The sequence below is a fragment of the Kitasatospora sp. NBC_00070 genome (genome assembly GCF_045041205.1).
Classification (GTDB): Bacteria; Actinomycetota; Actinomycetes; order Streptomycetales; family Streptomycetaceae; genus Kitasatospora.
Window position 1 is genome coordinate 1,410,529 of record NZ_CP108247.1, and the last position, 25,336, is coordinate 1,435,864.

General features: G+C 73.0%; 22 protein-coding genes, 1 tRNA gene and 1 pseudogene. 14 read left to right on the forward strand and 10 right to left on the reverse strand.

The window, feature by feature from the left end:
* Window positions 1–118 precede the first annotated feature (118 nt).
* Window positions 119–928, forward strand: a complete 810-nt coding sequence (locus tag OHV05_RS06695) for a (2Fe-2S)-binding protein (protein ID WP_405016819.1) — start codon at window positions 119–121, stop codon at window positions 926–928.
* 170 nt (window positions 929–1,098) lie between these two features.
* Complete coding sequence (locus OHV05_RS06700; protein WP_405016820.1) at window positions 1,099–2,130, forward strand: DUF2637 domain-containing protein; 1,032 nt, start codon at window positions 1,099–1,101, stop codon at window positions 2,128–2,130.
* Window positions 2,131–2,149: 19 nt separating this feature from the next.
* Here OHV05_RS06700 and OHV05_RS06705 read toward each other — a convergent pair whose 3' ends face one another.
* From OHV05_RS06705 to OHV05_RS06720, 4 genes are all read right to left on the reverse strand, one after another.
* A complete protein-coding gene (locus OHV05_RS06705; protein WP_405016821.1) occupies window positions 2,150–4,372 on the reverse strand; it encodes a SpoIIE family protein phosphatase in 2,223 nt (740 codons plus the stop codon).
* A 316-nt stretch (window positions 4,373–4,688) separates the two neighbouring features.
* Complete coding sequence (locus tag OHV05_RS06710; RefSeq protein WP_405016822.1) at window positions 4,689–5,090, reverse strand: ATP-binding protein; 402 nt, start codon at window positions 5,088–5,090, stop codon at window positions 4,689–4,691.
* A 285-nt stretch (window positions 5,091–5,375) separates the two neighbouring features.
* Window positions 5,376–5,846: a MarR family winged helix-turn-helix transcriptional regulator gene (locus tag OHV05_RS06715; protein ID WP_405016823.1), complete on the reverse strand. Its 471-nt coding sequence runs from the start codon at window positions 5,844–5,846 to the stop codon at window positions 5,376–5,378.
* Between the two features lie 69 nt (window positions 5,847–5,915).
* Complete coding sequence (locus OHV05_RS06720) at window positions 5,916–6,881, reverse strand: zinc-binding alcohol dehydrogenase family protein (RefSeq protein WP_405016824.1); 966 nt, start codon at window positions 6,879–6,881, stop codon at window positions 5,916–5,918.
* Window positions 6,882–7,112: 231 nt separating this feature from the next.
* Between OHV05_RS06720 and OHV05_RS06725 the strand changes: the two genes are divergently transcribed.
* The 3 genes from OHV05_RS06725 to OHV05_RS06735 all read left to right on the forward strand — a co-directional run bounded on the left by OHV05_RS06725 (window position 7,113) and on the right by OHV05_RS06735 (window position 10,744).
* The gene (locus OHV05_RS06725; RefSeq protein WP_405016825.1) at window positions 7,113–7,823 is read left to right on the forward strand and encodes an urease subunit gamma; all 711 of its coding nucleotides are present in this window, start codon (window positions 7,113–7,115) and stop codon (window positions 7,821–7,823) included.
* Window positions 7,824–7,964: 141 nt separating this feature from the next.
* Window positions 7,965–9,683: an urease subunit alpha gene (locus OHV05_RS06730; RefSeq protein ID WP_405016826.1), complete on the forward strand. Its 1,719-nt coding sequence runs from the start codon at window positions 7,965–7,967 to the stop codon at window positions 9,681–9,683.
* Window positions 9,684–9,703: 20 nt separating this feature from the next.
* A complete protein-coding gene (locus tag OHV05_RS06735; protein ID WP_405016827.1) occupies window positions 9,704–10,744 on the forward strand; it encodes an agmatine/peptidylarginine deiminase in 1,041 nt (346 codons plus the stop codon).
* Window positions 10,745–10,996: 252 nt separating this feature from the next.
* Here OHV05_RS06735 and OHV05_RS06740 read toward each other — a convergent pair.
* A tRNA-Tyr gene (locus tag OHV05_RS06740) sits at window positions 10,997–11,094 on the reverse strand.
* 228 nt (window positions 11,095–11,322) lie between these two features.
* On the opposite strand from OHV05_RS06740, the gene OHV05_RS06745 reads away from it, so the two are divergent.
* Complete coding sequence (locus OHV05_RS06745) at window positions 11,323–11,472, forward strand: hypothetical protein (protein ID WP_405016828.1); 150 nt, start codon at window positions 11,323–11,325, stop codon at window positions 11,470–11,472.
* Between the two features lie 50 nt (window positions 11,473–11,522).
* On the opposite strand, the gene OHV05_RS06750 is transcribed toward OHV05_RS06745, so the two are convergent.
* A complete protein-coding gene (locus OHV05_RS06750) occupies window positions 11,523–12,407 on the reverse strand; it encodes a spherulation-specific family 4 protein (protein WP_405016829.1) in 885 nt (294 codons plus the stop codon).
* Window positions 12,408–12,657: 250 nt separating this feature from the next.
* Here OHV05_RS06750 and OHV05_RS06755 point away from each other — a divergent pair, with 250 nt between their 5' ends.
* The 3 genes from OHV05_RS06755 to OHV05_RS06765 all read left to right on the forward strand — a co-directional run bounded on the left by OHV05_RS06755 (window position 12,658) and on the right by OHV05_RS06765 (window position 19,312).
* A complete protein-coding gene (locus tag OHV05_RS06755) occupies window positions 12,658–15,093 on the forward strand; it encodes a DUF11 domain-containing protein (RefSeq protein WP_405016830.1) in 2,436 nt (811 codons plus the stop codon).
* A 146-nt stretch (window positions 15,094–15,239) separates the two neighbouring features.
* Window positions 15,240–17,201 (forward strand): lectin-like domain-containing protein, encoded by a 1,962-nt coding sequence (locus tag OHV05_RS06760; RefSeq protein WP_405016831.1) that lies wholly within the window; start codon window positions 15,240–15,242, stop codon window positions 17,199–17,201.
* 50 nt (window positions 17,202–17,251) lie between these two features.
* The gene (locus tag OHV05_RS06765; protein ID WP_405016832.1) at window positions 17,252–19,312 is read left to right on the forward strand and encodes a hypothetical protein; all 2,061 of its coding nucleotides are present in this window, start codon (window positions 17,252–17,254) and stop codon (window positions 19,310–19,312) included.
* Window positions 19,313–19,348: 36 nt separating this feature from the next.
* On the opposite strand, the gene OHV05_RS06770 is transcribed toward OHV05_RS06765, so the two are convergent.
* A complete protein-coding gene (locus OHV05_RS06770; RefSeq protein WP_405016833.1) occupies window positions 19,349–19,831 on the reverse strand; it encodes a MarR family winged helix-turn-helix transcriptional regulator in 483 nt (160 codons plus the stop codon).
* 118 nt (window positions 19,832–19,949) lie between these two features.
* On the opposite strand from OHV05_RS06770, the gene OHV05_RS06775 reads away from it, so the two are divergent.
* Complete coding sequence (locus OHV05_RS06775; protein ID WP_405021402.1) at window positions 19,950–20,294, forward strand: HGxxPAAW family protein; 345 nt, start codon at window positions 19,950–19,952, stop codon at window positions 20,292–20,294.
* Here OHV05_RS06775 and OHV05_RS06780 read toward each other — a convergent pair.
* Window positions 20,279–20,725, reverse strand: a complete 447-nt coding sequence (locus OHV05_RS06780) for a DNA-binding protein (protein WP_405016834.1) — start codon at window positions 20,723–20,725, stop codon at window positions 20,279–20,281. The two genes, OHV05_RS06775 and OHV05_RS06780, sit on opposite strands and share 16 nt — an antisense overlap.
* Window positions 20,726–20,871: 146 nt before the next feature.
* Between OHV05_RS06780 and OHV05_RS06785 the strand changes: the two genes are divergently transcribed.
* Window positions 20,872–21,471, forward strand: coding sequence for a TetR family transcriptional regulator C-terminal domain-containing protein (locus OHV05_RS06785; protein ID WP_405016835.1), 600 nt, complete (start codon window positions 20,872–20,874; stop codon window positions 21,469–21,471).
* Between the two features lie 7 nt (window positions 21,472–21,478).
* Here OHV05_RS06785 and OHV05_RS06790 read toward each other — a convergent pair.
* Together OHV05_RS06790 and OHV05_RS06795 are read right to left on the reverse strand one after the other, a co-directional pair.
* Window positions 21,479–21,580 (reverse strand): annotated as a pseudogene (locus OHV05_RS06790) (deoxyxylulose-5-phosphate synthase); the annotation flags it as partial.
* Entirely contained in the window at window positions 21,581–23,056 is a 1,476-nt protein-coding gene (locus OHV05_RS06795) for a protein phosphatase 2C domain-containing protein (protein WP_405016836.1), read from the reverse strand. It lies immediately after the preceding pseudogene.
* A gap of 293 nt (window positions 23,057–23,349) precedes the next feature.
* On the opposite strand from OHV05_RS06795, the gene OHV05_RS06800 reads away from it, so the two are divergent.
* From OHV05_RS06800 to OHV05_RS06810, 3 genes are all read left to right on the forward strand, one after another.
* The gene (locus tag OHV05_RS06800; protein ID WP_405016837.1) at window positions 23,350–23,790 is read left to right on the forward strand and encodes a hypothetical protein; all 441 of its coding nucleotides are present in this window, start codon (window positions 23,350–23,352) and stop codon (window positions 23,788–23,790) included.
* A gap of 139 nt (window positions 23,791–23,929) precedes the next feature.
* Window positions 23,930–24,613, forward strand: a complete 684-nt coding sequence (locus OHV05_RS06805; protein WP_405016838.1) for a DUF3105 domain-containing protein — start codon at window positions 23,930–23,932, stop codon at window positions 24,611–24,613.
* Window positions 24,595–25,290 carry a DUF305 domain-containing protein gene (locus OHV05_RS06810; protein ID WP_405016839.1) on the forward strand — a complete coding sequence of 232 codons (696 nt, stop codon included), beginning with the start codon at window positions 24,595–24,597 and terminating at the stop codon, window positions 25,288–25,290. Before OHV05_RS06805 ends, OHV05_RS06810 begins: the two co-directional genes overlap by 19 nt.
* Window positions 25,291–25,336: the final 46 nt, after the last annotated feature.

Here is a 25,336-nt window from a genome sequence, read left to right on the forward strand (position 1 = left end):
CGCGCAGCCGGGGACGGCATCAGCTAAGGTAAGCCTAACCTGCCCGGGGAGCCTCCGGGTCGGCCGACCTTGCCGTCCCCGGGCTCCGTGGAGCTCCGGTCGTCCCGATCGGGCCAGCATGACCGCGAGCAGCGCCGTTCCCCGCCGGTCCGTCAGCACCACACCGCTGCACGGCAGTTACGCCCGCCAGCACGAGGTCTTCCCGAGCCTGCGGATCCGCACCGGGCCGCTGCCCGTGGCGCCGGGGTGGGTCGGTGGGGCCGCGCTGGCCGGGGGCGGGGCGGCGCTCCGGGACATGGTCGCCTTCGACGCCGCACTCGGCCTGGCCGACTACGGGGTGCCGCTCCGCCCGGACGTGGCGGCCGGCTTCTCGCTGCACCGGTACGCCTGGCCGGTCGCGCTGGCCTTCACGCTGCCCTGGTTCCTGGAGCGCCGGGTGCCCCGGCTGCCGGTGGACCGGGTGGCGATCGACCGCGCTGCCGGCGAACTCACCGTCAGGCCCGCCGGGTTCGCCTGCCTGCCGGACGATCCGGCGGCCGGCGCCGCCGACGCCCTGGTGGTCCCGGACGAGCCCGCCCTGCGGGCCGAGCTGCGGGACGCCCTGACCGAACACCTGACCCCGGTGCTGGCCGCCTTCCGCCCGCTGGTCCGGCGCGGCCCGCGCACGCTCTGGGGCATCGTCACCGACGACGTGATCGAGGGCCTGTGGTTCCTCGGCGGCCTGCTCGGCGAGGAGGACCGGGCCGCCGCCGAGGCGTCCGAGCTGCTGCCGGGCCCGGGTGACGCACCGTTCGTCGGCGGGGCGGACTTCCGCCCGGTGACGTCCGCCGGGGCCACCCGGACCAGGACCAGGGTGAGTTGCTGCCTGTTCTACACCGTGCGCCCGGACGAGTTCTGCCGGACCTGTCCGCGCGCCTGCTCGGAATAGGCCGGAAAAGTTCGAATCGGTTCGGTCATTTCATCGGACCTTACGGAGAGAACCAGGTCGGAATTCCCTCTCCTCGGTGCATTGACGGCGAATCAGCCAAATGGACCGCACGCATCCGCCATAGTGGTGGCTCGCCATCACGAGGCAGGAAAGCGAGGCTGGTTCCGGCCATGAAACTGTCCGATATTCCACTGGGCTGGGCGGTCACGGGCGTGACCGGTCTGGTGGTGGTCGCCGTCCTGGTGACCTTCCTGCGGACCAGGGCCGCCGCCGCGGCCGCCGGTTCGGGTGACTCCTGGGAGCGCGGCGAGGAGCGCCGCCGCCGCAAGGAGTCCCTGTACGGGGGCGCCTCGTACACCCTGCTGTTCTGCTGCGCCGGCGTGGCCGCCGCGCTCTCCTTCCACGGCCTGGTCGGCTTCGGGGTGCAGAACCTCGGGCTGTCCGGCGGCTGGGAGTACCTGGTCCCGTTCGGTCTGGACGGCGCCGCGATGTTCTGCTCGGTGCTCGCCGTCCGGGAGGCCAGCCACGGTGATGCCGCGCTCGGCTCCCGGCTGCTGGTCTGGTTCTTCGCCGGGGCCTCCGCCTGGTTCAACTGGGTGCACGCGCCGCGCGGCGGCGGCCACGACGGCGCCCCGCAGTTCTTCGCGGGGATGTCGCTGTCGGCCGCAATCCTGTTCGACCGGGCGCTGAAGCAGACCCGCCGGGCGGCGCTGCGCGAGCAGGGCCTGGTGCCCCGCCCGCTGCCGCAGATCCGGATCGTCCGCTGGCTGAGGGCGCCTCTGGAGACGTACGCCGCCTGGTCGTTGATGCTGCTGGAGGGTGTCCGCAGCCTGGACGAGGCGGTCGACGAGGTCCGCGACGACAAGCGGCAGGCCGCGCTGGACCGCGAGCGGCAGCGGCTGGCCAGCCGCCGGGAGCGGGCCGAGATCCGGGCCATCGGGCGGCAGCCCGGCGGGCACTGGCGGCCGCGCTCGGCCGAGCGGCAGCTCGCCGCCGCGGCCGCGCAGCTGGAGGCGGGCAGCTCGGAGCCCGCCATAGCGGCCGAACCGGTCGAGGAGAAGGCGGTCGAGGGCAAGGCCACCCAGCCCGGGCTGCCGGCCCGCCGCAGCGTCGACCTCACCCCGGAGGAGGACACCATGACGCTGCCCCGGCTGGACTCGCTGGAGCAGAAGCTCAAGGACCTTGAGCAGCAGTTCGGCTGACGCCCGGTCGGGGGCGGTGCTACTCGGCCTGGTCCGGTGTGAGTTCGAACCACATCCGCTTGCCGGTGCCGCGCGGCTCCACGCCCCAGCCGTCGGCCAGCGCCTCGACCAGCATCAGCCCGCGCCCGGAGGAGGCCTGCTCCCCCGGCGTCCGCCGGGTCGGCCAGAGGTCGGACTCGTCCTCCACCTCGACCCGCAGCCTGACCCGGCTCTCGCCGCCGACCGTCTCGCGGTACAGCCGGGCGGTGAACATCGCGTCCCGGTCGGTGTGCCGGATCGCGTTGGTGACCAGCTCGGAGGCGAGCAGCTCGGCGGTGTCCACCAGCTCGCCGACGCCCCAGCGGCGCAGCGCGTCCCGCAGCTCACCGCGCAGCTCGGAGATCCGGGCCAGGTCGGCCTGGCCGATCCGGCGGCGCAGCTGCTGGGCGGCCAGGCCGCCCGCCGGGCCGTCCCAGCGGAGCAGCAGCAGCGCTATGTCGTCCTCGCGCTCGGTGGAGTCGGCGGCCTGCGAGGCGATCCGGTCGGCCAGCTCCTCCAGCTGGTCGCGCGGGCCCTCGTCCCGTCCCGGCAGCTCCTGGGAGACCGCGGCGCAGAGCCGGGCGAAGCCGGTGTCCAGGTCCATCTCGCGGGACTCGACCAGGCCGTCGGTGCAGAGCACCACCGTCTCCCCCGGGTCCAGGCTGAACCGGGTGACCCGGTACTCCTCGTCCGCGGCGACGCCGAGCGGCAGCCCGCCGGCCACCGGCACCACGGTGGCACTGCCGTCGCTGCGCCGGACCACCGGGTCGAGGTGGCCGGCCCGGACGGCGTAGACCACGCCGTAGTCGACGTTCACCTCGGCGTAGGTACAGGTGGCGAAGTGGTCGGTGTCCAGATCGGCCAGGAAGCGGGAGGCCCGGGCCATCACCGCGGCGGGCGGGTGGCCCTCGGCGGCGTACGCCCGGAGCGCGATCCTGAGCTGGCCCATGATGCCGGCCGCGTGCACGTCGTGGCCCTGCACGTCGCCTATCACCAGGCCGACGTGCCCGCCGGGCAGCGGCACCACGTCGTACCAGTCGCCGCCGATCTGCAGGCCGGAGCCGGCCGCCAGGTAGCGCACGGCGGTGGTCACGCCCGGCACCGAGGGCACCGTCCGGGGCAGCATCACCCGCTGCAGACCGGCCGCCAGCTCGTGCTCGGCGTCGTGCAGCCGGGCCCGGGCCAGGGACTGGGCGACCAGGCCGCCGAGGGTGGAGAGCAGGGTGCGCTCGTCCGCGTCCAGCTCCCGGTCGTCGTCGAAGCTGACCAGGCAGACGCCGATCGCCCGCCCGCTGGCGACCAGCGGCAGGAAGGCCCAGGCACTGCGCACGCCCGTCTCGGCCACCTGCGGGTACGCCTCGGGGTAACGCTCGCGGTACTCGTCCCGGCTGGAGATGAAGACCGGCGTCCGGCTGCGGATCGCCTCGGAGGCGGGGTGGGCGGGCGAAACCGGGGTGCGGTCGTACGGCCGCAGCTCGACCTCGCGGTAGCCGCTGGCGCCGAGGATCTGCAGCCGGCCGGCCTCCAGCGAGCTGAGCACCAGGCCGTCCGGCGGCAGGCCGGGCAGCGGGAGCTCGGTGAAGACCCGGGCCACGTCCCGGACGGTGACGGCCTCGGAGAGCGCCCGGGCGGCCTCCTTGATGAAGCGGGAGCGCTCCTCGCGCAGCTGGGCCATCGCCCCGGCCCGCTCGCGTTTGTGCAGCTCGACGGTGGCGTCCCAGACGAAACCGACCATCCGGGACGGCCGCCCGAAGGCGTCCGCCAGCACCCGGCCGCGGAACCGCACCGCGTGCAGGTCACCGCCGGGGAAGACCGTCCGGTAGTAGGCCCCGCACTGGCCCAGCTCGGTGACCGCCCGCTCGACCCGGCGGCGGACCACCGGCGCGTCCTCGGGGTGCAGCATCGCCAGGAAGGCGCCCGAGCTGCGGTCGAACCGGCCGGGCTCCAGGCCGAGGATCGCGCAGGCCCGCTGGTCCCCCTCCAGCCGGTCGCGGCGGATGTCCCAGTCGAACGAGCCGATGCCGTTGGCGGCCATCGCCGGTTCGAGCCAGTCGGGGGTGGAGTCGCCGGTACGGGTGGGCAGGCCCCGGGAGACGGCGGGGACGATCCGCCCGCCCGCCAGGCCGGCGGCGGACCGGAGCGATCCGGCGGCCGCCGCACTGCGGGTGGACTGGGCCGGTGGGGTACGGCGTGCGGGCCCCTGCGGCTCGGGCTCTGTCGCCATGCTTCTCCTGCCGCTGCCGTGCCACGCCGTCCGGGCGGACTGCGATGGACGTGTGCTGAGTGGTGGGCGGTGCGTGCGTCGGGCGGTGCTGGTCGGTCGAGGCTCCGTTCTCCCCGCCGGCTTCCCGGGCACACATTCTCACTATCCTGCCGAAAGATTACTAGTACCGCCTCACCAGCACGGATAGGGCGGGGATTCGGCATCGGCCGCACCTGGCACTGCCAGGTCAGCACACCGGCGCTCGGTCGGCAACGGTGCCGGCGGTTTTCGTGACACCGCCGCCGACACCACCGCCGGGACCGCGGCGCCCTCGGGATCAGGCGGCGCCGAGCTCGAACCAGGTGACCTTCCCGTCGCCGCGCAGCTGCACGCCCCAGTCGTCGGCGAGCGCCTCGACCAGCAGCAGGCCGCGGCCGGAGGTGGCGGTCTCGCTCGGCGTCCGGCGGTTGGGCAGTCTGCTGGTGGTGTCCTGGACCTCGATCCGCAGCCGCTGCTCGGGGGTGAGCACCACGTCCAGCACGGCGCCGCGCTCGGTGTGCAGCAGCGCGTTGGTGACCAGCTCGGAGGCGAGCAGCTCGGCGGTGTCCGCGAGCTCCGGCACGCCCCAGTGGTTGAGCGCGGCCCGCAGCCGGCGGCGGACGGCGCCGACCGCGATCAGGTCGGCGGGGGCCAGCGCCGCGTGCAGTCTGCGGTGCAGGGCGCAGCCGGGCTCGTGCACCGGCGGCGATCCCTCCCCGAGGTTTCCGGACCGAACCTGGTCGCTGCTCGAAGCCGTCCGCTGCCGCGGAAATCTCGCCTGACCGTCCATCACGTACGTCCCCACCCCTCGTTCGGACAGTCGACCGCGCCACGTCCCCCGCCGGCGGCCTGTCCCGATACTGACGACCATCCTCATGCCCAGTGGTCGTGCTACGCAACAGTAGGTACCCGATCACCTGGGGTGAACCGGAGCTCAGCGGGTCAGAAGTGATCCTTCTCGCGGTCCTTCGGAGGTTTGGTTCGACTACGGCTGTTGGAGGGCGGAGACCGCGCGGAGCAGCAGGGCCCGGAGCTGTTCCCGCTCGGCGGGATCGAAGGCGGACCAGAGGGCGGCCTCCACCGCGACCGCGCGGGCGTCCGCCTCGGCGACCAGGGCCCGGCCGGTCTCGCTCAGCCGGGACAGCATCACCTTGCCGTGCACCTCGGACTGCTGACGTTCGATCAGACCCTTGGCCTCCAGGTTCGCCAGCACCCCGGCCATGGTCTGCGGGGTGACGGCGGCACCCCGGGCCAGCTGGGCCCCGGAGCGGTCCGGGCGGTCGGCGAGCTGGAGCAGCACGGCGTACTGCGGCACCGTCAGGTCCAGCCCGCGCAGCGCCTCGGCCTTGGCCGCCATCATGGCCTGCTCGGCCTGCTTGACGGCCAGTCCGAGCCGGAGCTGGGCGCCCTTGGGCCCGGCCAGCAGCTCGGCGGGGTCGTCGGTGCTGCTGCTCATCGGCCGGGGCCTCTCGTCGGCGGTGCGCGGGGCCGGTCGTGGGCGTGCGCGGGACCGGTCCAGTATGGGTCAGGCGGTGCGCAGCACGTACTTCGCCTCGGCGGTCCGGCCCTCCAGCCGGGCGTGTGCCTCGGCGACACCGTCCCAGCCGATCTCCCGGACGTCCAGGGTCAGGGTGCCGTCGGCGACCAGCCGCAGGCCCTCGGCGAGGTGGGCCCGGAGCAGGTCGGGGCGGCGGGCCAGCACGCCGCCCAGGTTGTAACCCGCCAGCGTGAAACTGTCGAACCAGACCTGGTTCGCGCCCAGGCTGATGTCCTGGTCGGCGGCGTTGCCGATCACCACGTGCCGGCCGAGCACCGCGAGCAGGGCCCTGGCCTGAGCACGCGGCTCGCCGCCGACCGAGTCGACGATCACGTCGAAGCCGTGCCCGTCCGTCAGCTCCGGGGTGCGGTCGGCCAGTTCGGCGTAGGTGAACGCGTGCCGGTACCCGTTCGCCCCGGCCCGGGCGGCCCGGTCGGGCGTGCTCGCGGCGCCGACCACCAGGTCCGCGCCGTACGCGGTGGCGAGCCGGCCGAGCAGGCTGCCGAGGCCGCCGGAGGCGCCGAGCACCAGCACCCGGTCGCCCGCCGTGAGCCGGGCCGCACCACGCAGGGTGCCGACGGCGGTGGCGGCGTTGCAGGCGGTGGCGGCCGCCAACAGCGGGTCGAGGCCGTTCAGCGGCAGCGTGGTGACGGCGGGCGCGACCACCCGCTCGGCGTTGCCACCGAAGCCGGTCGGGACCGCCACCACGGGCTCGCCGACCCGAAGCCCCGTCACCCCGGCGCCGAGCGCGGCGACGGTGCCCGCGACCTCGATGCCGGGGACGGCGGGCAGGTCGATCGGGAACTGGCCGCGCCGGAACATCACGTCGGCGAAGTGCACCCCGGCGTGGCTGACGTCGATGGCGACCTCACCGGGCCCGGGCAGCGGGGCGGGCAGGTCGACGAGCTCCAGGACCTCGGGGCCGCCGGTACGGGTGTAGCGGACTGCGCGCATGGTGCGCTCCTCACTTGTGTACGTCCCCATAGTTATAGCAGGGCCCTGCTATCTGACCGCTACCGAATACACGGTTGCGACATCCGACGCGCCGAACGGACCGGGGCGGACAAGGCTGGACATGGCGGCCCGGCCCGGGTTCAATGGCCGGAGATGTTTGAACGGCGTTCTAACTTTCGCGCCGAGTTCCGACTTCTGTACTGACCCACCGGCACGAGCGAGCGAGGCACCGTGCGACTGACCCCCACCGAGCGGGATCGGCTGCTGATCTTCACAGCGGCCGAACTGGCCCGCGCCCGGCGTGCGCGGGGCGTACGCCTCAACATCCCGGAAGCCACCGCGCTGATCGCGGACACCGTCTGCGAGGCGGCCCGGGACGGCCGGCGGCTGGCCGAGGCGATCGAGGCCGGGCGCTCCGTGCTCACCGCCGCCGACGTGCTGCCCGGCGTACCGGACGTGGTCACGGTGGTCCAGGTGGAGGCCGTCTTCGACGACGGCACCCGGCTCGCCGTGGTCAACGACCCGTTCCGGGGCGCCGGTTCACTCGGTGACGACGCTCCCGGCGGCGCGCTGCTGGGCAGCGGCGCGGGCTACGACCCGGTCGAGGAGACCCTGCTGCTCCCGGTGCACAACACCTCGGCGGTGCCGATCTCGGTCACCTCGCACTTCCACTTCTTCGAGGCCAACCCCCGGCTGGCCTTCGACCGCTCCGCCGCCTACGGCACCCACCTGGCCGTCCCGGCCGGTTCCTCGGTCCGCTTCGACCCGGGCGCCACCGTCGAGGTCGGCCTGGTGCCGATCGGCGGCGACCGGGTGGCGATCGGCTTCGCCGGCCTGGTGGACGGCCCACTGGACGCGCCCGGCGCGCGCGAGGCCGCCCTCACCAAGGCCCGCGCCACCGGCTACCTGACCAGCTTCGACGACGCGGAGCTCGAGACGTGAACACCGCCCGCCACGTGAGCCCCGCCCGCCACTTCCGTGAGGTCGCAGCATGAGCGCCATCACCCCCCACACCGCCACCCTGCGGTGGGCGACCCCCGCACCCCCAGCCGCCCACCCGCACGTCTCCAGGGAGGCCGGAGCATGAGCGCCATCACCCCCCACGACTACGTCTCCGTCCACGGTCCCCGCGCCGGTGACCGGATCAGGCTCGGCGACTCCGGTCTGATCATCCGGGTGGAGTCCGACTCGCAGGAGCCCGGCGAGGAGTTCCTGGCCGGCTTCGGCAAGACCGCCCGGGACGGCCTGCACCTCAAAGCCGCCGCCGTCCGGGACACCTGCGACGTGGTGATCAGCAACGTGCTGGTGATCGACGCGGTGCTCGGCATCCGGAAGACCTCGATCGGCCTGATCGACGGCCGGATCGCCTCGATCGGACGGGCCGGCAACCCCGACACCCTGCACGGCGTCGACGTGGTCGTCGGCACCGGCACCACCATCGTCTCCGGCGAGGGCCTGATCGCCACCGCCGGCGCCATCGACACCCACGTGCACCTGCTCTCCCCCCGGATCATGGAAGCCTCCCTCGCCTCCGGCGTCACCACGATCATCGGCCAGGAGTTCGGCCCCGTCTGGGGCGTGGGCGTCAACTCCCCCTGGGCCCTGCGCCACGCCTTCAACGCCTTCGACGCCTGGCCGGTCAACATCGGCTTCCTCGGCCGGGGCTCCTCCTCCGACCCCGCCCCGCTGATCGAAGCCCTCGCCGAAGGCGGCGCCTGCGGCTTCAAGGTCCACGAGGACATGGGCGCCCACACCCGCGCCCTCGACACCGCCCTGCGCGTCGCCGAGGAGTACGACGTCCAGGTCGCCCTCCACACCGACGGCCTCAACGAATGCCTCTCCGTCGAAGACACCCTCCGCGTCCTGGAAGGCCGCACCATCCACGCCTTCCACATCGAAGGCTGCGGCGGCGGACACGTCCCCAACGTCCTCAAAATGGCCGGCGTCGAAAACGTCATCGGCTCCTCCACCAACCCCACCCTCCCCTTCGGCCGCGACGCCCTCGGCGAACACTTCGGCATGATCGTCTCCGCCCACGACCTCAAGGTCGACCTCCCCGGCGACGCCGCCATGGCCCGCGACCGCATCCGCGCCGGCACCATGGGCGCCGAAGACGTCCTCCACGACCTCGGCGTCATCGGCATCACCTCCTCCGACGCCCAAGGCATGGGCCGCGCCGGCGAAACCGTCCGCCGCACCTTCGCCATGGCCGGCAAGATGAAAGCCGAACTCGGCCCCCTCGACGGCGGCTACGGCACAGCGGAGTCCGGCGACGACAACGAACGCGTCCTGCGCTACATCGCCAAACTCACCATCAACCCCGCCATCGCCCACGGCCTCGCCCACGAAGTCGGCTCCCTCGAAATCGGCAAACTCGCCGACATCGTCCTGTGGCGCCCCGACCACTTCGGCGCCAAACCCCAACTCATCCTCAAAGCCGGCTTCCCCGCCTACGGCGTCACCGGCGACCCCAACGCCTCCACCGACCGCTGCGAACCCCTCGTCCTCGGCCCCCAGTTCGGCGCCCACGGCACCACCCCCGCCGACATCTCCGTCGCCTTCGTCGCCCAAGCAGCGGCCGACGGCGCCTATCTGGACCGGATGGCCGACCAACTCCCCACCCGCAGGCGCCGGGTGGGCGTCCGCAACACCCGCGGCATCGGACCACGCGACATGGTCCGGAACGCCCGGATCGGCCAGGTCCAGGTCGAAGCCGACACCGGACTCGTCTCCCTCGACGGCTCCCCGCTGCGCTCCGAACCGGCCGACTCGGTCTCCCTCAGCCGCCTGTACTTCCTCTGATCGCATAGGACTTGACCCTCATGACCAACACCCCCGCCGCCCTCGGTTTCCGGATGCCCGCCGAATGGCACCCGCACGAGCGCACCTGGATGGCGTTCCCCACCGACAACCCGACCTTCGACAGCGCCGAGCACCTGCACGCCGCCCGGGAGGCCTGGGCCCGGGTGGCCAACACCATCGTCCGGTACGAGCCGGTCACCCTGATCGTCAACACCGGCGAACTGGACGCCGCCCGGCGCTACGTCTCCGCCGAGGTCGAATTGGTCGAGCGGCCGCTGGACGACGCCTGGATGCGGGACATCGGCCCGACCTTCCTGATCAACGACTCCGGCGAACTGGCGGCCACCGACTGGGTGTTCAACGGCTGGGGCGCCCAGTCCTGGGCCCGTTGGGAGCACGACCAGCACATCGCCGAGGAGATCACCGGCCTGACCGGCGTGCAGCGCTTCGCCTCCGAGCTGATCAACGAGGGCGGCGGCATCCACGTCGACGGCGAGGGCACCGTCCTGGTCACCGAGACCGTCCAGCTCGGTGAGGGCCGCAACTTCGACTGGACCAAGGAGGCCGTCGAGGCCGAGCTGCACGCCAAGCTGGGCACCACCAAGGCGATCTGGCTGCCGCGTGGACTCACCCGCGACTACGACGAGTTCGGCACCCGGGGCCACATCGACATCGTCGCCGCCTTCGTCCGCCCCGGCGTCGTGGTCGCCCACGTCCAGCCCGACCCGGCGCACCCCGACCACGAGGTCTGCCAGGAGCTGGTCGCCATCCTGCGCGCCGCCACCGACGCCCAGGGCCGCCCGCTCGAGGTCATCGAACTCCCCGCCCCCACCGTCCTCACCGACGAGGACGGCGAGCCGGTCGACTACTCCTACATCAACCACTACGTCGCCAACGGCGCCGTCATCCTCTGCGCCTTCGACGACCCCCGCGACCGCACCGCCGCCGACCTGCTCGCCGAGGCCTACCCCGGCCGCAAGATCGAACTCGTCGACGCCCGCGAGATCTTCGCCAACGGCGGCGGCATCCACTGCATCACCCAGCAGCAGCCGAAGCCCTGACATCTCCGCTGGTCAGTTCCCTTACCTGCCCAGTACTGCAACGGTGCTCATGGTGACGGGGCTTCAGCCTTCGGGCTGTGGCCTCGTCGCTTGCAGTGACCGGTCCGGGCTTGTTGTCGGCGTCGGCGGCGCCAGCGGGACCAGTGCAGGATGTGGTCGGTTCTGCGGTGAACGGGCCGGGTGAGGTGGGCGAGGCCGGTCACCACCTGTTTGCACCAGGACCGGAGACCGGTCAGGCCCAAGGCGGTGAGTTGGCGGAGAGGGCAGGATTCGAACCTGCGCGGACCCCGAGGGATCCTGCTCGGCCGTTACCGGCCAGGCACCCGATCAGCCGCTCCGGGCACCTCTCCCAGCTTCAGGAGCGGCGCGTTGCCCCTTCGGCATGTCACCACCGTGCACGCGGGGCCTGACCCATCCCTGACCTACGGCTGACAGCCGTTGACCTGGTCCCACGAGTGCACGCACCCGAGTGCACCAGCCGCCCCAAGCCCACACCCCAGAAGCCCTGTCCCCAGCGTGCCCCCGGGTTCGGCTCCGGCCGAGCGCGTGCCTTGCTCCCATCGACAGGAGGTGTCCTCGTGGACTGGATCAACCCGAAGTACGCCGAGCTGGTGGCCCGGCACCGGACGCCGCTCGATCCTCAGCAGGTGACCTACGGCCGCCCGTTGCCGGAGGACGCCGAACCCGGCGACCTGCGGGGCTTCGTCCTGGTGGCAGGCGACCGGTAGGGGCGGGGCCCAGGCCCGAGGCGCCCCGCCCCCGACGGCGACCGGAGCCGTCAGCCGATCGTGGCCGCGTACGAGGTCTGGGCGGCGAAGCCCCAACTCGGGGCGGCGTCCCAGGGGTTGGCGAGGACGTCGTCGGTGGCGTAGGCGTAACCCGCGCCGCGGGTGAAGGCGGTGTCGAGGGTGGTGCGCATCTGCGGGGCGCCGGGCACGCCGTAGACGAGGTGCCAGAAGGCGGTGCCGCTCGGGTCGAAGGTCGCGCCCGAGTAGTAGCCGGCGGTGAGGTTGAAGACGTTGCCGCCGAGCCAGCCCGCGCCGGTGTAGCCGGTGTAGGTGCCCTCGTACGTCACGAAGGTGTCGGCGGTGCGGTGGCCGGGCTCCAGGTAGCAGTCGGCGATCGCAGTGCCCGGGTTGTCCACCACCAGCTCCTGGACCGCCGGGTCGAGCGCGTCGACGGTGGTCTGCACGTACTGACGCAGCGCCAGGTAGTAGTCCCGGGAGCTGTTGCCAGGGCCGCAGTCGCGGCTGACCACGTCGAAGAAGATGCCGTCCACGTGGAGCTTGCCGTCGGCGGTCTTCAGGTAGTTGTCGACGGACGCCTTCACGTCGGCCAACGGGCGGGCGGCGTTGTCGGTGTGGACGTAACCGAGCACCTTGGTCTTCGCCCCGGTCGCCGTGGTCCCGCCGCGCAGGGTGTCGGCCTGGGCCTGCCAGGTGACGTTGAACGGGGTGTCCCCGTTGCCCGGGTTGAGCACCACCACGGAGGCCGCGGGTGACGCCGCCTGAAGCCCCGTGAGCATCGGGTCCCCCGGCCACACGTAGGCCGGGACCGCGATCTCCAGCCCCCGGCTGTCGGCCGCGGCACCCGAGGTGCCCGCCGTCAGGGCCAACACCGAGCTGAGCGCCAGGGCCAGCAGGCCCCTGCTGCGCATGCGCATGAAAAATCCCCCCAGTCGTCAGCGATGATCATCACCGCTCGCCACCGGATGGTATCCGCACGGCCCGACGGTCACGGAAACAGCTGACCACCCGCCAGAGACAGGTGCGGAACGACCAGGCGCCCCCGCACGGAGCGCTCGGATACGTCCACACCGGTGATCCACTGACTATTTGTCATATTTACCTACCTTTCCTGGGTACTGGGATAGGCGGCAGTGGAAGAGAGCTCCCTCCTGGAGATGGCGTCTGATGGCAGCAACCGAGCCGAGTCCGCCGCGAAGGTCAGCGACGGCCGACTGGGCGCGCCCGCTCGCGGCAGTGATCGCGGCGGCGGCTCTGGCCGTGGCCGGGCTCTGCTCCGTGCCGAGCGGGGCAGCCGCGCTGGCGGACGCCGACTGCGCGACGAGCGTCGCCGGGCTGACCGGGCGTCAGAGCCGGGTCACGGGAGCCGACGGCCCGGCGCAGCTGATCACCGTGACCAACCACGGCGACGGGCCGGTCACCGGGCTGACGCTGCTCGACGCGTCCGTCGCTGACACCGCACCGGCCCTGGAGGATGCGCCGGTCTACGCCCTGGCGTCCGGGCCCGGCCGAATCGTGTGGCAGGGGGACCTGCCGCCCGGCCATGAGGTGACCCTCACCCGGCCGACGGTCGGATCGCCGGACCGGGACGACAGCGCACTCCGCGCCGAACCCGTCCCACCGGACGGCGCGGCGATCGGTCTGCTGGCCCGTACGCCCCGCTGCCTCGCTCCCCTGCCCGTACCGCTCGCGGACGGTGGGCCGCCCCTGCACCGAAACGCCCAGGTCGTACCGGCGGCGGGCGATCCCGACCGACCGACCGCGCGCCTCCAGGCGCAGGGCCGGCGCTCCGACAACCGGGTTGCTCCCGGGGAGACGTTCCGCTACACGATCACGGTGCTGAACCACGGCCCTTCCTCGGCCCGGGAGGTCATGGTGACGGACAGTCTCCCCAAGGACCTCTCCTTCGTCTCGAGCACCGACGCGTGCACGGCCCGGGGGCAGAAGGTCACCTGCGGGCCGATGCCGCTGCTCGCCCCGGGCGTCACCGCCACCTGGGTCATCCTGGTGCGCCTGAACCCGGCGTACACCGGCACCGGGTCGGAGATCGCCAACCAGGGCACCGTGACCTCCGACACCCCCGACCCCGCCCCCGCGAACAACACCGGCCCCCACCCGGGCGCCGGCCTGCCGAACGGGGACGTGACCGGACCGACGGCGGACCTGGCGATCACCAAGAAACCGTCGGGGCCGGGGCCGGTCGCGCCCGGTGAGACCTTCGAGTACCTGATCACGGCGGTCAACCAGGGGCCCTCGGAGGCGAAGACCGTGGCGGTCACGGACCAACTGCCGCCCGCGCTGGCCTTCGTGGGCTCCCCGAGCGGGTGCACCGGACCGGCCGACACCTACGGTGCGACGCTGACCTGTCCGAGCGTCGACACCCTCGCTCCCACCGCGTCGAAGACCTTCGCCGTCACCGTACGGCTCGATCCCGACTTCCGTGGTGCCGGCTCGGCGGTGGTCAACCGCGCGACGGTGGGCTCGGCCACGCCCGATCCCGACCCGGGCAACAACACCGCTGCGGTGGCCGGCCTGCCCAACCCCGACAACGGCGTCGAACCCGCAGCCCCGATCGCGGACCACACGGTCACCGTCAGCTCCGCCGCAGCCGTCCACCCGGGCCGGGCGAGCAGCGCCCGACTGACCGTCACCAACCTCGGTCCGTCCGGCAGGCGGCAGCCCGCCTCCGTGCTCGTCACGATGCCGCCTGGGACCACCGTGCCGAGTACGGGTCTCCCCCGTGAGTGCACCGCCGAGGACGGCGGACGGCAGTTGCGGTGCACCATCGCCCCGGGGCGTGCCGGGGACGGCCCGTTCTCGGTCACCTTCCCGGTCCTGCTCGCCCCGTCCGTGGCCCCGGGCGCCGAACTGACCGGCGGCAGCGCCGTCGTCCGGAGCCCGGAGGACCGCAACTCCGGTAACGACTCCGCCAGTTGGACCGCTACCGCGCTGGGTGGGAGCGCCGACCTGGAGACCACCAAGCAGGCGATCCTGCCAGCCGGGAAGTCGGCCGTCGCGCCGGGCGATGTCTTCACCTACCGCGTCACCGTGGGCAACCTCGGTCCGTCCGACGCGCGCCGCGTGACGGTCACCGACCCGCTGCCGGCCCCGCTGGCCTTCGTCTCCTCACCGGACGGCTGCACCGCGACCGGACGCACCGTCAGCTGCCCGTCCGTCAGCTCCCTGCCGGCCGGGGGGACGGCCCGGTTCGACCTCGTGGTGCGCCTCGCGGCGGACTTCCGCGGCACCGGTACGGAGGTCGACAACATCGCCACCGCCACCTCGGCCACCGATGACCCCGTACCGGGCAACAACTCCAACCGGTCCGGCACCACCGGGCCGGACGGCGGACCATTGCCCGTCCGGATCCCCCCAGATCCCGTACCGACCCCCACGCCCGTGGTTCCCGTTGTTCCCACCCCCACCCCCACTCCCGTGCCCGTGCCCGTGCCCGACCGGGGACCGCTGCCGGACACCGGGATCCGGCTTCCCGGCTGGCTGCCCCTGGCCACGGCCGGCACGTTCCTCACCGGGGCGGGCAGCCTGCTGCTGTCCCGCAGACTGCGCGGATCGGCCCACGACCGACGGAAGGCAGGCTCGTGAACCGGCCATCGCACCGCACCCAACGCCCGCTCCTGCTAAGGGCTTTGACCGCCTTCCTGTTGACCCTCGCCGCCGCCTCGGCCGCCTTGGCGGCGCCTCGTGCGATATCGGCTCCGCCGCCCGGTGGACCGGCGCACCGGGCGGTCGTGGCGTTCCCCTTCCGCGAGTCCTTCGACTCGTCCGCCAACAGCGGGACGGCCACCAGCTCGGTGACCTTCGACAACGGTTGGATGCGCCTCACCAGCACCAGCACCAGTCAGGCCGGGTCCTGGCAGATGAACGACTCCTTCCCGGCGGACCTGGGCATCATCGCCGAGTTCCAGTACGCCACTTGGGGCGGCACCGCCTTCGACGGCAAGCGCGGCGACGGCATGGCCTTCTTCCTCGCCGACGGCGCGGCGGCCCGCGGTTCGGGGGCCCTCGGCGGGGCCCTGGGGTACGCGTGCAGCAACTCCGGGTCGAGCTGCGGCACCAACGGCGTCCCCGGGGCCTTCCTCGGCGTCGGACTCGACGAGTTCGGCAACTTCTCGTCCTCCACCATCGGCAACGGCGGACCGGGCGCGGCCCCGAACAACATCGCGCTGCGCGGCGGCGGCAACAAGAACACCGGCTACCGCTTCGGCAAGGGTGCCGCCGCACCCGGCAAGACCGTAGAGACCGGCAGCCGGACCAACCTGCGCACCATCCGGGTCTCCCTCCGGCCCTCGGGCACCAAACTGCTGCTCACCCTGTCCTCCGACACCGGCCCGGGCACCGACATGACCGCGCTGATCACCGACTTCGACGTCACCACCATCACCGACCAGCCGAAACTGCCCAGCACCCTGCGGGTCGGCTTCTCGGCCGGCACCGGCGGGGCCACCAACAACCACGAGATCTCCGACCTCACCATCAACGTGCCGGCCAGCCCGTCGGTCGCCGTGACCGGCACACCGGCCACCGTCCGCGCTGGGGCCGACACAGTGACCTACACCGTCACGGTCTCCAACGACGCCACCAACGACGTCACCGGCCTGCGCGTCCGGGACACCGTGCCCGCCCTGACCGGGGTGACCTGGACCTGCACCGCCTCCACCGGCAGCGCCTGCGGGCAGGCGTCCGGCGCCGGCAACGCGCTCGACACCACCGCCGACCTGAAACGCAGCGGCACCGTCACGTACACGATCACCGGCACCGCCCCCACCTCCCCGACCACGATCCGCAACACCGTCACCATCACCCCGCCCGCGGACCGGGTCGACCTGAACCTCACCGACAACTCCGCCGCCGTCGTCACCGAGGTCACCCGGGGGCCCGCCGACGTCTCCACCGCCAAGGAGGCCCTCGGCAAGGGGCCCGTGGTCCCGGGGCAGACCTTCGACTACCGGATCACCGCCACCAACCTCGGTCCGGCCGACACCACCAACCTCACCATGACGGACCTGCTGCCCACCCCGCTGCTGCACGTCTCCTCCCCCGGGTGCAGCGTGAACGGACGGACCATCAGCTGCGGCCCGGTGGCCACCGTGGCGGTGGGGGCGGCGACTTCATGGACCGTCACGGTGCGGCTGGACCCCGCCTACACGGGCAACGGCGGCGACGTCCTGAACACCGCCACCGCCGGCTCGGACGCCGTCGACCCGACCCCCGCCAACAACACCAGCGCCGCCACCGGCCCTCCCGGCGGCGTGGCGGCGGCCCAGGCCGACCTGTCCGCCACCAAGGCGGCCGTCGGCAGCACCCCGGTGGCCGCCGGGGAGACCTTCGCCTACCAGGTGACGGCGACCAACGCGGGCCCGTCCCAGGCCGTCGCGGTACGGGCGCTCGACCCGCTCCCGGCCATGCTGTCGTTCGTCTCCTCGTCCGACGGCTGCACCGCCACGGGCGCGTCCGTGACCTGTACCGGCGCCGGCCCGCTCGCCCCCGGGGCGGCCCGGACGTGGGTGTTCACCGTGCGCCTGGCCCCGGACTACCAGGGCAACGGTTCGGACGTCCGCAACACCGCGACGGTATCGGCGACCACCGCCGATCCGGTCTCCGCGAACAACACCAGCCCGGCCGCCGGACCACCCGGCGGCACGATCCGGACGCCCGAGGCGGACCTGGGCATCGGAAAGACCACACCCTGACAACTCCCGCTGCTGCTCCCGACGTTGACCCCTCCAGGAAACAGGAACCGATGCTCACGACAACCAGCACCACGCGACGGTGGCCGACCCGCCGACTGACGGCGGGCACCCTGGCTGCGGTGATGTCCCTGTGGCCGGTGGCCACGGCGGCCGCCGCCCGACCGGCCGTGGCGCCGGGTGAGACCTTCACGTACACCCTGAGCGCGAAGAACAAGGGCCCCTCGGTGGCCCGGAACGTCATCACCCGCGACACCCTGCCGGACGGCATCAGCTTCGTCTCCTCCGACGACGGGTGCACGGCGGTGGGCCAGAAGGTCACCTGCGGACCGGTGGACCTGGCGGTCGGCGTCACGAAGAACTGGAGCATCCTGGTCAGGCTGAGTCCCTCCTACGAGGGTGACGGTTCGGACCTGGGGAACGTCGCCACCACGGGCTCGGACGCCAAGGACCCGGCCCCCGACAACAACGCCAACCCGCCGGTGCGGCCGGTCGGTCCGTTCGACCGCAAGTCCGACCTGTCCACCACCAAGGTCGGCGTCGGGACCGGTCCCGTCGTCCCCGGGCAGCAGTTCGAGTACCTGATCACCACCAAGAACAACGGGCCGTCGGACGCCCCGAACGCGATGGTCACCGACAACCTGCCCACCGGGCTCTCCTTCGTCTCCTCGGCGGACGGCTGCACGGCCACCGGCCAGAAGGTGACCTGCGGACCCGCCAAGACACTGGCCGCCGGCGCCTCCACCGCCTGGAAGATCAAGGTCCTGCTGGCCTCCTCCTACCGGGGCGACGGCACCGACCTGAAGAACACCGCCACCTCCAAGTCCGACGCGGCGGACCCCGATCCCTCCAACAACACCAGCAAGCCCGCCGACCTGCCGGGCGGCCTCGGCGGCTCGGAAGCCGATCTGTCGGTGGTGAAGAAGGCGGGCTCCGACACCCCGGTCGCCCCCGGTGAGACCTTCGACTACCGGGTGACGGTGACCAACCACGGGCCCTCCGACGCCGTGGTCGTCACGGCGACCGACAAGCTGCCCACCCAACTGAGCTTCGTCTCCTCCCCCGACGGCTGCACCGCCGCCGGAGCCACCGTCAGTTGCGGCCCGCAGCCGAGCGTCGTCACCGGCGACTCGCTGACCTGGACCATCAAGGTCAAGATCGACCCCGGGTACAAGGGCGACGGCTCCGACATCCTCAACACCGCCACCGTGGACTCCGCCACCAAGGACCCCGTCCCGGCGAACAACACCAGCAACGCGGCCGGTCCGCCCGGCGCCAAGGTCAACCCCTCGACCGCCGACCTCTCGCTCACCAAGAAGGCGGTCGGCAACACCGCACCGGCCCCCGGGGCGACCGTCGACTACCTCATCACCATCGTCAACAACGGCCCCTCCGCCGACGCGTACGGCGTGACCCTCGCCGACAAGCTGCCCAAGGAGCTGATCTACGTCTCCTCCACCCCGTCCGGGTGCACCGAGACCGGCAGCGTGGTCACCTGCAAGCGCGCCACCCCGCTCAAGGTCGGCGAGACCGAGCAGTACGTCCTGACCGTCCGGCTCGACCCCGCCTACCGGGGCGACGGCACGGCGCTCAAGAACAGCGCCAAGGTCACCGCCGACAACATCGACCCCAGGACCGACAACGACAGCTCCACCGCCGGGCTGCCCGACGGCAAGGCGGGCACCCCGACCGCCGACGTCTCCACCGCCAAGGAGACCGTCACCTCCACCCCGATCGCCCCCGGCGAGACCTTCCAGTACGTGATCACCGCGACCGACAACGGCCCCTCCGACGCCCTGGGCGTCACGGTCAGCGACTCGCTGCCCGCCCAGCTGCTCTTCGTCTCCTCCGCCGACGGCTGCACCGCCACCGGACAGGCCGTCAGCTGCGGTCCGGCCGCCATCGCCTCCGGCGCCTCCCACCGCTGGGTGTTCACCGTCCAGTTGGACCCCGCCTACACCGGCAACGGCTCCGACATCCGCAACATCGCCACCGCGACCTCCCCCACCAACGACCCCGCCCCCGACAACAACACCAGCAACGCGGCCGGCCCGCCCGGAAACCTCGTCAGGACCCCGGAAGCCGACCTCGAGATCGACAAGAAACCGTCCTGACCCCCGGGGCCTGCGGCACCTCGCCGCAGGCCCCGTTCATGCTCGGCCGGTGGTGCGGATCTCGTCGAGCCGGGTGCCCATCAGGGCGGTGGCCCGGGTGAACCAGTCGGCCAGCACGGCGACTTCGTCGGGGGTGTAGTCGGCGAAGAGCTCGTTCATCCGGAGGTAGAAGGGCTCGTAGACCGCGTACAGCCGGGCGGTGGCCGACTCGTCGGCGACGATCCTGACCCGGCGTCGGTCGGCCGGGTCGGCGGCCCGGTGGGCGTACCCGGCGCGTTCGAGCCGGTTGAGCACGCCGGTGACGGCGCCGGTGGTGAGGCCGGCGCGGTCGGCCAGGTCCCCGGCGGTGATGGGCTGCTCGCCCGCGCCGAGGATGTGGCCCAGGCAGGTGAGGTCGGTGACCCCGAGGCCGAGGCGCTGCGCGATGTCCTGCTGGCTGACCAGGCTGAGGGCGATCAGCTGGTCCATGGCCGCCAGGGCCTGCGCGGGGGATGCGGCCGGACGGGGCTTGCCCTCCACCTGAAATCTCCTTAGAGTCTAAGATACTTAGCACGTGAGATGAATGGATCACGTGCGACTGGTCGGCCGAGCTGGCTCGGCCCTCCCAGCATGACGAAGGAGTGCCCGGATGAGCGGCATGCACGGCCACCACGACATGGGCCACACCGTCGCGGGGTGGACCGGCTCCGCCCTGGTGTTCGCGGGATTCACCACGGCCGGCGTCGCGATGTGCGCGGCCTGGGTGCCGGGCCTCTGGCTCGGCGCCGGGCTGGTCGTCGCGGGCGCGCTGGCCAGCTGGCTGCTGCACCTCGCGGGCTGGGGCAAGCGGAGCGGGCCGCGCCCGGAGGCACAGTGGGACTGGCGCGTCCGGGACACCTCCCGGCACCCCGACTGCCTGGGCTGCCGCCTCGCGGCCAGGCCGCAGACCCTCGACCGGCCCGACCGGCGCGGCGAGCTGACGGCCGCTCAGCCTGCGGACTGACCCGGCGCCCGCTCGCTCAGCCGCAGGTGCCGCTGCCGGGCCGCCTGCGCCGAGCCGAGGCCGAGGTTGACGGCGATCTGCTGCCAGGTCAGCCCCCGGCCCCGGGCCATCTCCAGCAGGCCGAGCTCCCACTCGTCCACCTCTGCCCGGGCCCACTGCACCAGGGCCAGCGCGGCCGCCAGGTCGTCCGCGTCGACCGGCGCCTCGCCCTCCTCGGGGAACGCGCTGCCACCGGCCAGCAGCACCACCCGCCGCCAGGCGTCCACCGGACCGAGCGGCATCCGCCGCTCCTCCCAGCGGGTGCGGGCCTCGCCGTGGGCGTGCCGCTCGGTGATCCGGAGCAGGGCCGGATACTGCCGCTTCTCGTGCGCGGCGGCCGCGTCCGGTACGTCGAACGGGGCGGAGAGCTTCACCTTGCTGTCCTCGGTCATGGCTCCCACGGTAGGCGAACTCGGCACTCGTTGACAACAGGTCATTGCAAACAGTTCGTTCAATCCGCCTGCCGGGACGCGACCGCCTCCGGCCGCCCGACCGTGAGAAGCTGACCTGACCCATCCCCGAGCAGGAGGAACGGCAGATGGCGGAGCCACGGACGCGGCGCCCCGCGCGGCCGCGCGAGGAGGTCTTCGCCACCGCCCGGGCGGCGATCGCCGAGCACGGGCTGGCCAAGCTGACCATGGCCGGGCTGGGCAAGCAGCTGCAGATGAGCGCCGGTCACCTGCTCTACTACTTCGGCAGCAAGGACCAGCTCCTGCTGGAGACCCTGCGCTGGAGCGAGGAGCAGCTCGGCGAGCGGCGCCGCGCCATGCTGGCCGACCGGGAGTCGACGGTGCGTCAGCGACTCGCCGGGTACGCCGGGTTGTACCTGCCCGAAGGCCCCGGCGATCCGCGCTGGATCCTCTGGCTGGAGGTCTGGGGCCGGTCCCCCGCCAGTGCGGAGATCCGGCAGGGCCAGCTGGAGATCGAGGCCCCTTGGCAGGCCGACCTGGTCGCACTGATCGAGGAGGGCGTGGCGGGCGGCGAGTTCACCGCCGGCGACGCGGCCGACCGGGCCGTCCAGCTCCGCGCCCTGCTGGACGGCCTGGCGGTACCGGTCGCGATCGGTCTGCCCGGCGCCGACCGGACCGAGGCCGCCGACCGGCTCGCCGCGGTGGCCCGGGCCCTGCTCGGCGGCTGACCACCCGTCAGGGCAGCTCGGGCCGGACCAGCGCGCGGGCGAACGGCTCCCCCGTCCGCCGGGCGTACGCCATCCGCTCGCGCAGATCCCGGGTCGGCCGGGCGCCGGGTCATTCGGTCCAGAGGGCGGCGGCGGTGCGGTCGGCGGAGTAGCCCTTGGCGCGGACCTGGATCTGGCGGAGGAAGTCGACCGTGCCCGGCGGGTGCGGGTGGGCCCAGTGGTTGGCCAGGAAGTGGGCGACGGCCGGTTCGTCGGCCAGGGGGTCGGCCAGGCCCGGGGTGCAGAGCAGCAGGATGTCGCCAGGCGTGGCCGGTACCAGCCGGAACCGGAACGGCTTGACCAACGGGCCGGTGGGGGTCGGCAGTTGACCGTCCGGGTGGTGCAGCAGCCGGGCGGCGTAGGCGTCGATCCAGTGCCCCGAGCGGAGCAGGTACAGTCCGCTCGGGCCGAGCCCGAAGGCGGCGCGGTGGGTGGCCGCCGGGTCGAGCGAGAGCAGCAGGCAGTGCAGGGCGGCGGCGGACGGTCCGTCGGGCGCGGGGGCGGGGGCGGGGGCGGACGGTCCGTCAGCGCCCTGCTCCGGGGCGGCGGACGGGGTTGCAGCCGGGGCGCGCAGGGGCGCGAACGCGCTGGTGGTGAGGCGCTGGAGCCCGTAGCGGAGGCGGTCGCGCGCACCGTCGCGCAGGTCTGCGGCGAGCTCCGCGCGGCTGCGGCCAATCGCGGCGGCCAGTTGCCGGCAGGCTTCGGCGGCGAGCGGTGAGGGCGGGGCCGAGGCGGAGGTGGTGGCCACCACCGCGAGCAGCAGCCCCTCCGCCCCCTCGCCGAACCGGGTGATCAGCAGGGCGTCCCTGCGCAGTTCACCCCGGTAGCGGGCGGAGTCGCCCCGGACCGAGACCGCGCGCAGCGTGGCCGGGCCGTACTGGGCGCCCTCCAGGACGGTGTCCGGGGTGAGGACCGCGAGCTCCTCCGGGTCGGCGACCGCGACGGCGGTCGGCTCGGGACCATAGGTCGGCGGGCGGTCGCCGACGTGCGGGACCGGCTGCTGGTCGTACGCGCGGCGGGCGGCGGGCGGCAGCGGCTCGACCGAGCTCAGCGCGTCGGCCGGCGGGGGTGTCGGTGCGGCGACGGCAACCACGACCGGCTCGGGCTCGGCCACCTCGACATCCGCGACGTCACCCGGGGCCAGGTCGTCGTCGATCTCGTCGGTCTCGGGCCGCTGCTCCTCGTCCAGATCGTCGTCGTCCGGATCGCCCTCGGCCGCGCGGGTCACCACGGTGACCTCGGTGCTGCGCTGCGTCCCGATCATCCCGAGCGCCGAATCGAACCAGTCGTCCACCGACAGGCCACCGGCGTCCGGTCCGGCGTCGACCTCGGCCTCGATCTCGGCATCCGGCGCCGCTTCGGCGACCGGCACCGCCTCGGCCGTGCGCTGCGCCCCGATCATCCCGGCCGCCGAGTCGAACCAGTCGTCCACCGTGGCGTCGTCGTCCGGGGTCTCCGGTGCGTCCCGCAGGGTGGCGGCCGGGCCCGTGTAGACCTCGTGCCACCAACCGTCGCCGCGCTGCGGTGGTGCGCCCTGGTTGCTCATCCGGCTGCTCCTCGTCCGTGTCTGCCGACTGTCGAGCGGGCCTGGGCCCCGGGCTCGACGTCATTGTCCCCAAGGAGAACGACGGTGTCCGGGAATCGACGACAACCGGTCACCCCGTGAGCGCAGTGCCGCGACAGCCGGTCGGGACCGGCCGAAACCGTGCCGAACTGCACGTACTCGACGTGAACGGCAGGGAACGAGACCCCCCGAGGGGCTCCACCCTCACCCGTTCGGCTGATTAATATGTGCGCATGACCGTGCCGGGGACTTACACACCGCAGCCGGGGAGGGCCGTGATCACCGGCCGCCCGGCGGCCGCGCTGTGGGTCCTGCTGCTGGCGGGTCTGCTCGCGGTACTCCCCTGCGCGGGCCGCGCGCACGCCGTCGCCCGGACCGGCCCGCCGCCGGTGACCACGGTGACGGCGCAGCCCGCCGCCGTGGCGTCCGCGCACGGGCTCCGGCACCACCGCGCGCAGCAGGTCAAGGGCACCGAACGGCCGCCGCTGGTCTGGTGCACGGTGGACGGCGAGCAGCCCACCCCCGGCAGCGGCTGCTCCAGCCACCCGTACTGCGGCCAGGAGTCGCAGCTGCCGAACGCCCCGCCGCAGCCCGTGCCCGCAGTGCCCGCCCGGCTGGTCGCACCGCAGGCCCGACCCGCCCCACCGGTGCTCACACCGCTGAGCGGCCCGGACCTGGCGCCCGACCTGCACGCGCTCCAGATCCAACGGAGCTGAGCGGAACCCACCGTCCGCGTACCGACCGACCACCGCCGGCCAACGGCTGACGGTCGGCCGGGCCCGGACGGCTCCGCTTCCCCTGCCAATCCGTAGACCGCCGAGCGGGCACCGCCCGACGGGGACAAGGACAACTTTCATGGGTTCCGCCGCCAAGCAGCAGCCGACCAAGCAGCCCGGCAAGGGCAAGTCGAACGTCCGCCCGAGCACCGCCGACCGCCGCGCCCGGATCGCCGAGCTGCGCGCCGAGGAGCAGCGCCGCGACCGCCGCAACAAGTTCATCGCGATCGGTGCGGCCGCCGTGCTGCTCGCCGGCATGGTGGGCGGCGGCGCGTGGATCGCACTCGACGCCAAGCAGAAGAAGGACAAGGAGGCCGCCGCCGCCAAGGCGCCGATCGACGGCGTCAAGACCTTCGACAACCTCGCCCGCAACCACGTCACCACCAAGGTGACGTACCCGCAGACCCCGCCGGTCGGCGGTGACCACAACCCGGTCTGGCTGAACTGCATGGGCACCGTCTACGACAAGCCGGTCGAGAACGAGAACGCCGTGCACGCGCTGGAGCACGGCGCGGTCTGGGTGACGTACAACGCGAAGGCCTCGGCCGACGACATCAGCACGCTCTCCAGCCGGGTGAAGACCACCCCGTACTCCTTCATCAGCCCCTACCCGGACGAGCCGGGCACCATCACGCTGACCGCGTGGGGCACCCAGCTGACCGTGGACAGCGCGGCCGACCCCCGGGTGGCGAGCTTCTTCACCAAGTACGTGCAGGGCCCGCAGACCCAGGAGCCGGGGGCGTCGTGCAGCACCGCCCAGTAGTCACCGGCGAGGCGGACACGGTCGAGGGGCCGACCACCGGGGCCGGGCGACGCCGGCTCTGGTGGCCCGCCGCCCTGGCGGCGGCCGTGGCGCTCGGCCTCGGTGTGCCCGCACTGGTGGCCGGCGGTTCGGACGCCAGCGGTTCGGTGGCGTCGGTGCCCGCGCAGGAGTCGGCGGAGGCCGGTTTCGCCCGGGACATGGCGACCCATCACCAGCAGGCCATCGACCTCTCGTTCATCGTCCGGGACCGGACCGAGAGCACCGACATCCGCAACCTGGCCTTCGACATCATCAACACCCAGGCCAACCAGCGGGGCATGATGATGGGCTGGCTCGACCAGTGGGGCCTGACCCAGCACTCGGGTGCCGAGCCGATGGCCTGGATGCGGATGGACCACCGGTACGAGCCGCACGACGGTTCGCTGATGCCCGGGATGGCGACCAACACCGAGCTCGCCAAGCTGCGTTCGCTCAACGGCCAGGAGGCCGAGGTCTACTACCTCCAGCTGATGATCGAGCACCACAAGGGCGGCGTCGCGATGGCGCAGGGCTACGTCGACCTCGGCACCAACGCGGTCGAGAAGCGGCTCGCCCAGACCATGGTGAACGGCCAGCGCTCGGAGATCGACCTGATCACCGACCTGCTGGCGAAGCGCGGTGCCAAGCCGCTCTCCTGACACCCCGTCCGAAGGGTGCGGCCGGACGTCACCGTCCGGCCGCACC

What these genes read in the sequence shown, in the direction of transcription:
- OHV05_RS06695 (WP_405016819.1), top strand. Translation starts at nt 119, where the DNA reads ATGACCGCGAGCAGCGCCGTTCCCCGCCGGTCCGTCAGCACCACACCG.
- OHV05_RS06700 (WP_405016820.1), top strand. Translation starts at nt 1,099, where the DNA reads ATGAAACTGTCCGATATTCCACTGGGCTGGGCGGTCACGGGCGTGACC.
- OHV05_RS06705 (WP_405016821.1), bottom strand. Translation starts at nt 4,372, where the DNA reads ATGGCGACAGAGCCCGAGCCGCAGGGGCCCGCACGCCGTACCCCACCG.
- OHV05_RS06715 (WP_405016823.1), bottom strand. Translation starts at nt 5,846, where the DNA reads ATGAGCAGCAGCACCGACGACCCCGCCGAGCTGCTGGCCGGGCCCAAG.
- OHV05_RS06720 (WP_405016824.1), bottom strand. Translation starts at nt 6,881, where the DNA reads ATGCGCGCAGTCCGCTACACCCGTACCGGCGGCCCCGAGGTCCTGGAG.
- OHV05_RS06730 (WP_405016826.1), top strand. Translation starts at nt 7,965, where the DNA reads ATGAGCGCCATCACCCCCCACGACTACGTCTCCGTCCACGGTCCCCGC.
- OHV05_RS06735 (WP_405016827.1), top strand. Translation starts at nt 9,704, where the DNA reads ATGACCAACACCCCCGCCGCCCTCGGTTTCCGGATGCCCGCCGAATGG.
- OHV05_RS06750 (WP_405016829.1), bottom strand. Translation starts at nt 12,407, where the DNA reads ATGCGCATGCGCAGCAGGGGCCTGCTGGCCCTGGCGCTCAGCTCGGTG.
- OHV05_RS06755 (WP_405016830.1), top strand. Translation starts at nt 12,658, where the DNA reads ATGGCAGCAACCGAGCCGAGTCCGCCGCGAAGGTCAGCGACGGCCGAC.
- OHV05_RS06765 (WP_405016832.1), top strand. Translation starts at nt 17,252, where the DNA reads ATGCTCACGACAACCAGCACCACGCGACGGTGGCCGACCCGCCGACTG.
- OHV05_RS06775 (WP_405021402.1), top strand. Translation starts at nt 19,950, where the DNA reads ATGCACGGCCACCACGACATGGGCCACACCGTCGCGGGGTGGACCGGC.
- OHV05_RS06780 (WP_405016834.1), bottom strand. Translation starts at nt 20,725, where the DNA reads ATGACCGAGGACAGCAAGGTGAAGCTCTCCGCCCCGTTCGACGTACCG.
- OHV05_RS06785 (WP_405016835.1), top strand. Translation starts at nt 20,872, where the DNA reads ATGGCGGAGCCACGGACGCGGCGCCCCGCGCGGCCGCGCGAGGAGGTC.
- OHV05_RS06795 (WP_405016836.1), bottom strand. Translation starts at nt 23,056, where the DNA reads ATGAGCAACCAGGGCGCACCACCGCAGCGCGGCGACGGTTGGTGGCAC.
- OHV05_RS06805 (WP_405016838.1), top strand. Translation starts at nt 23,930, where the DNA reads ATGGGTTCCGCCGCCAAGCAGCAGCCGACCAAGCAGCCCGGCAAGGGC.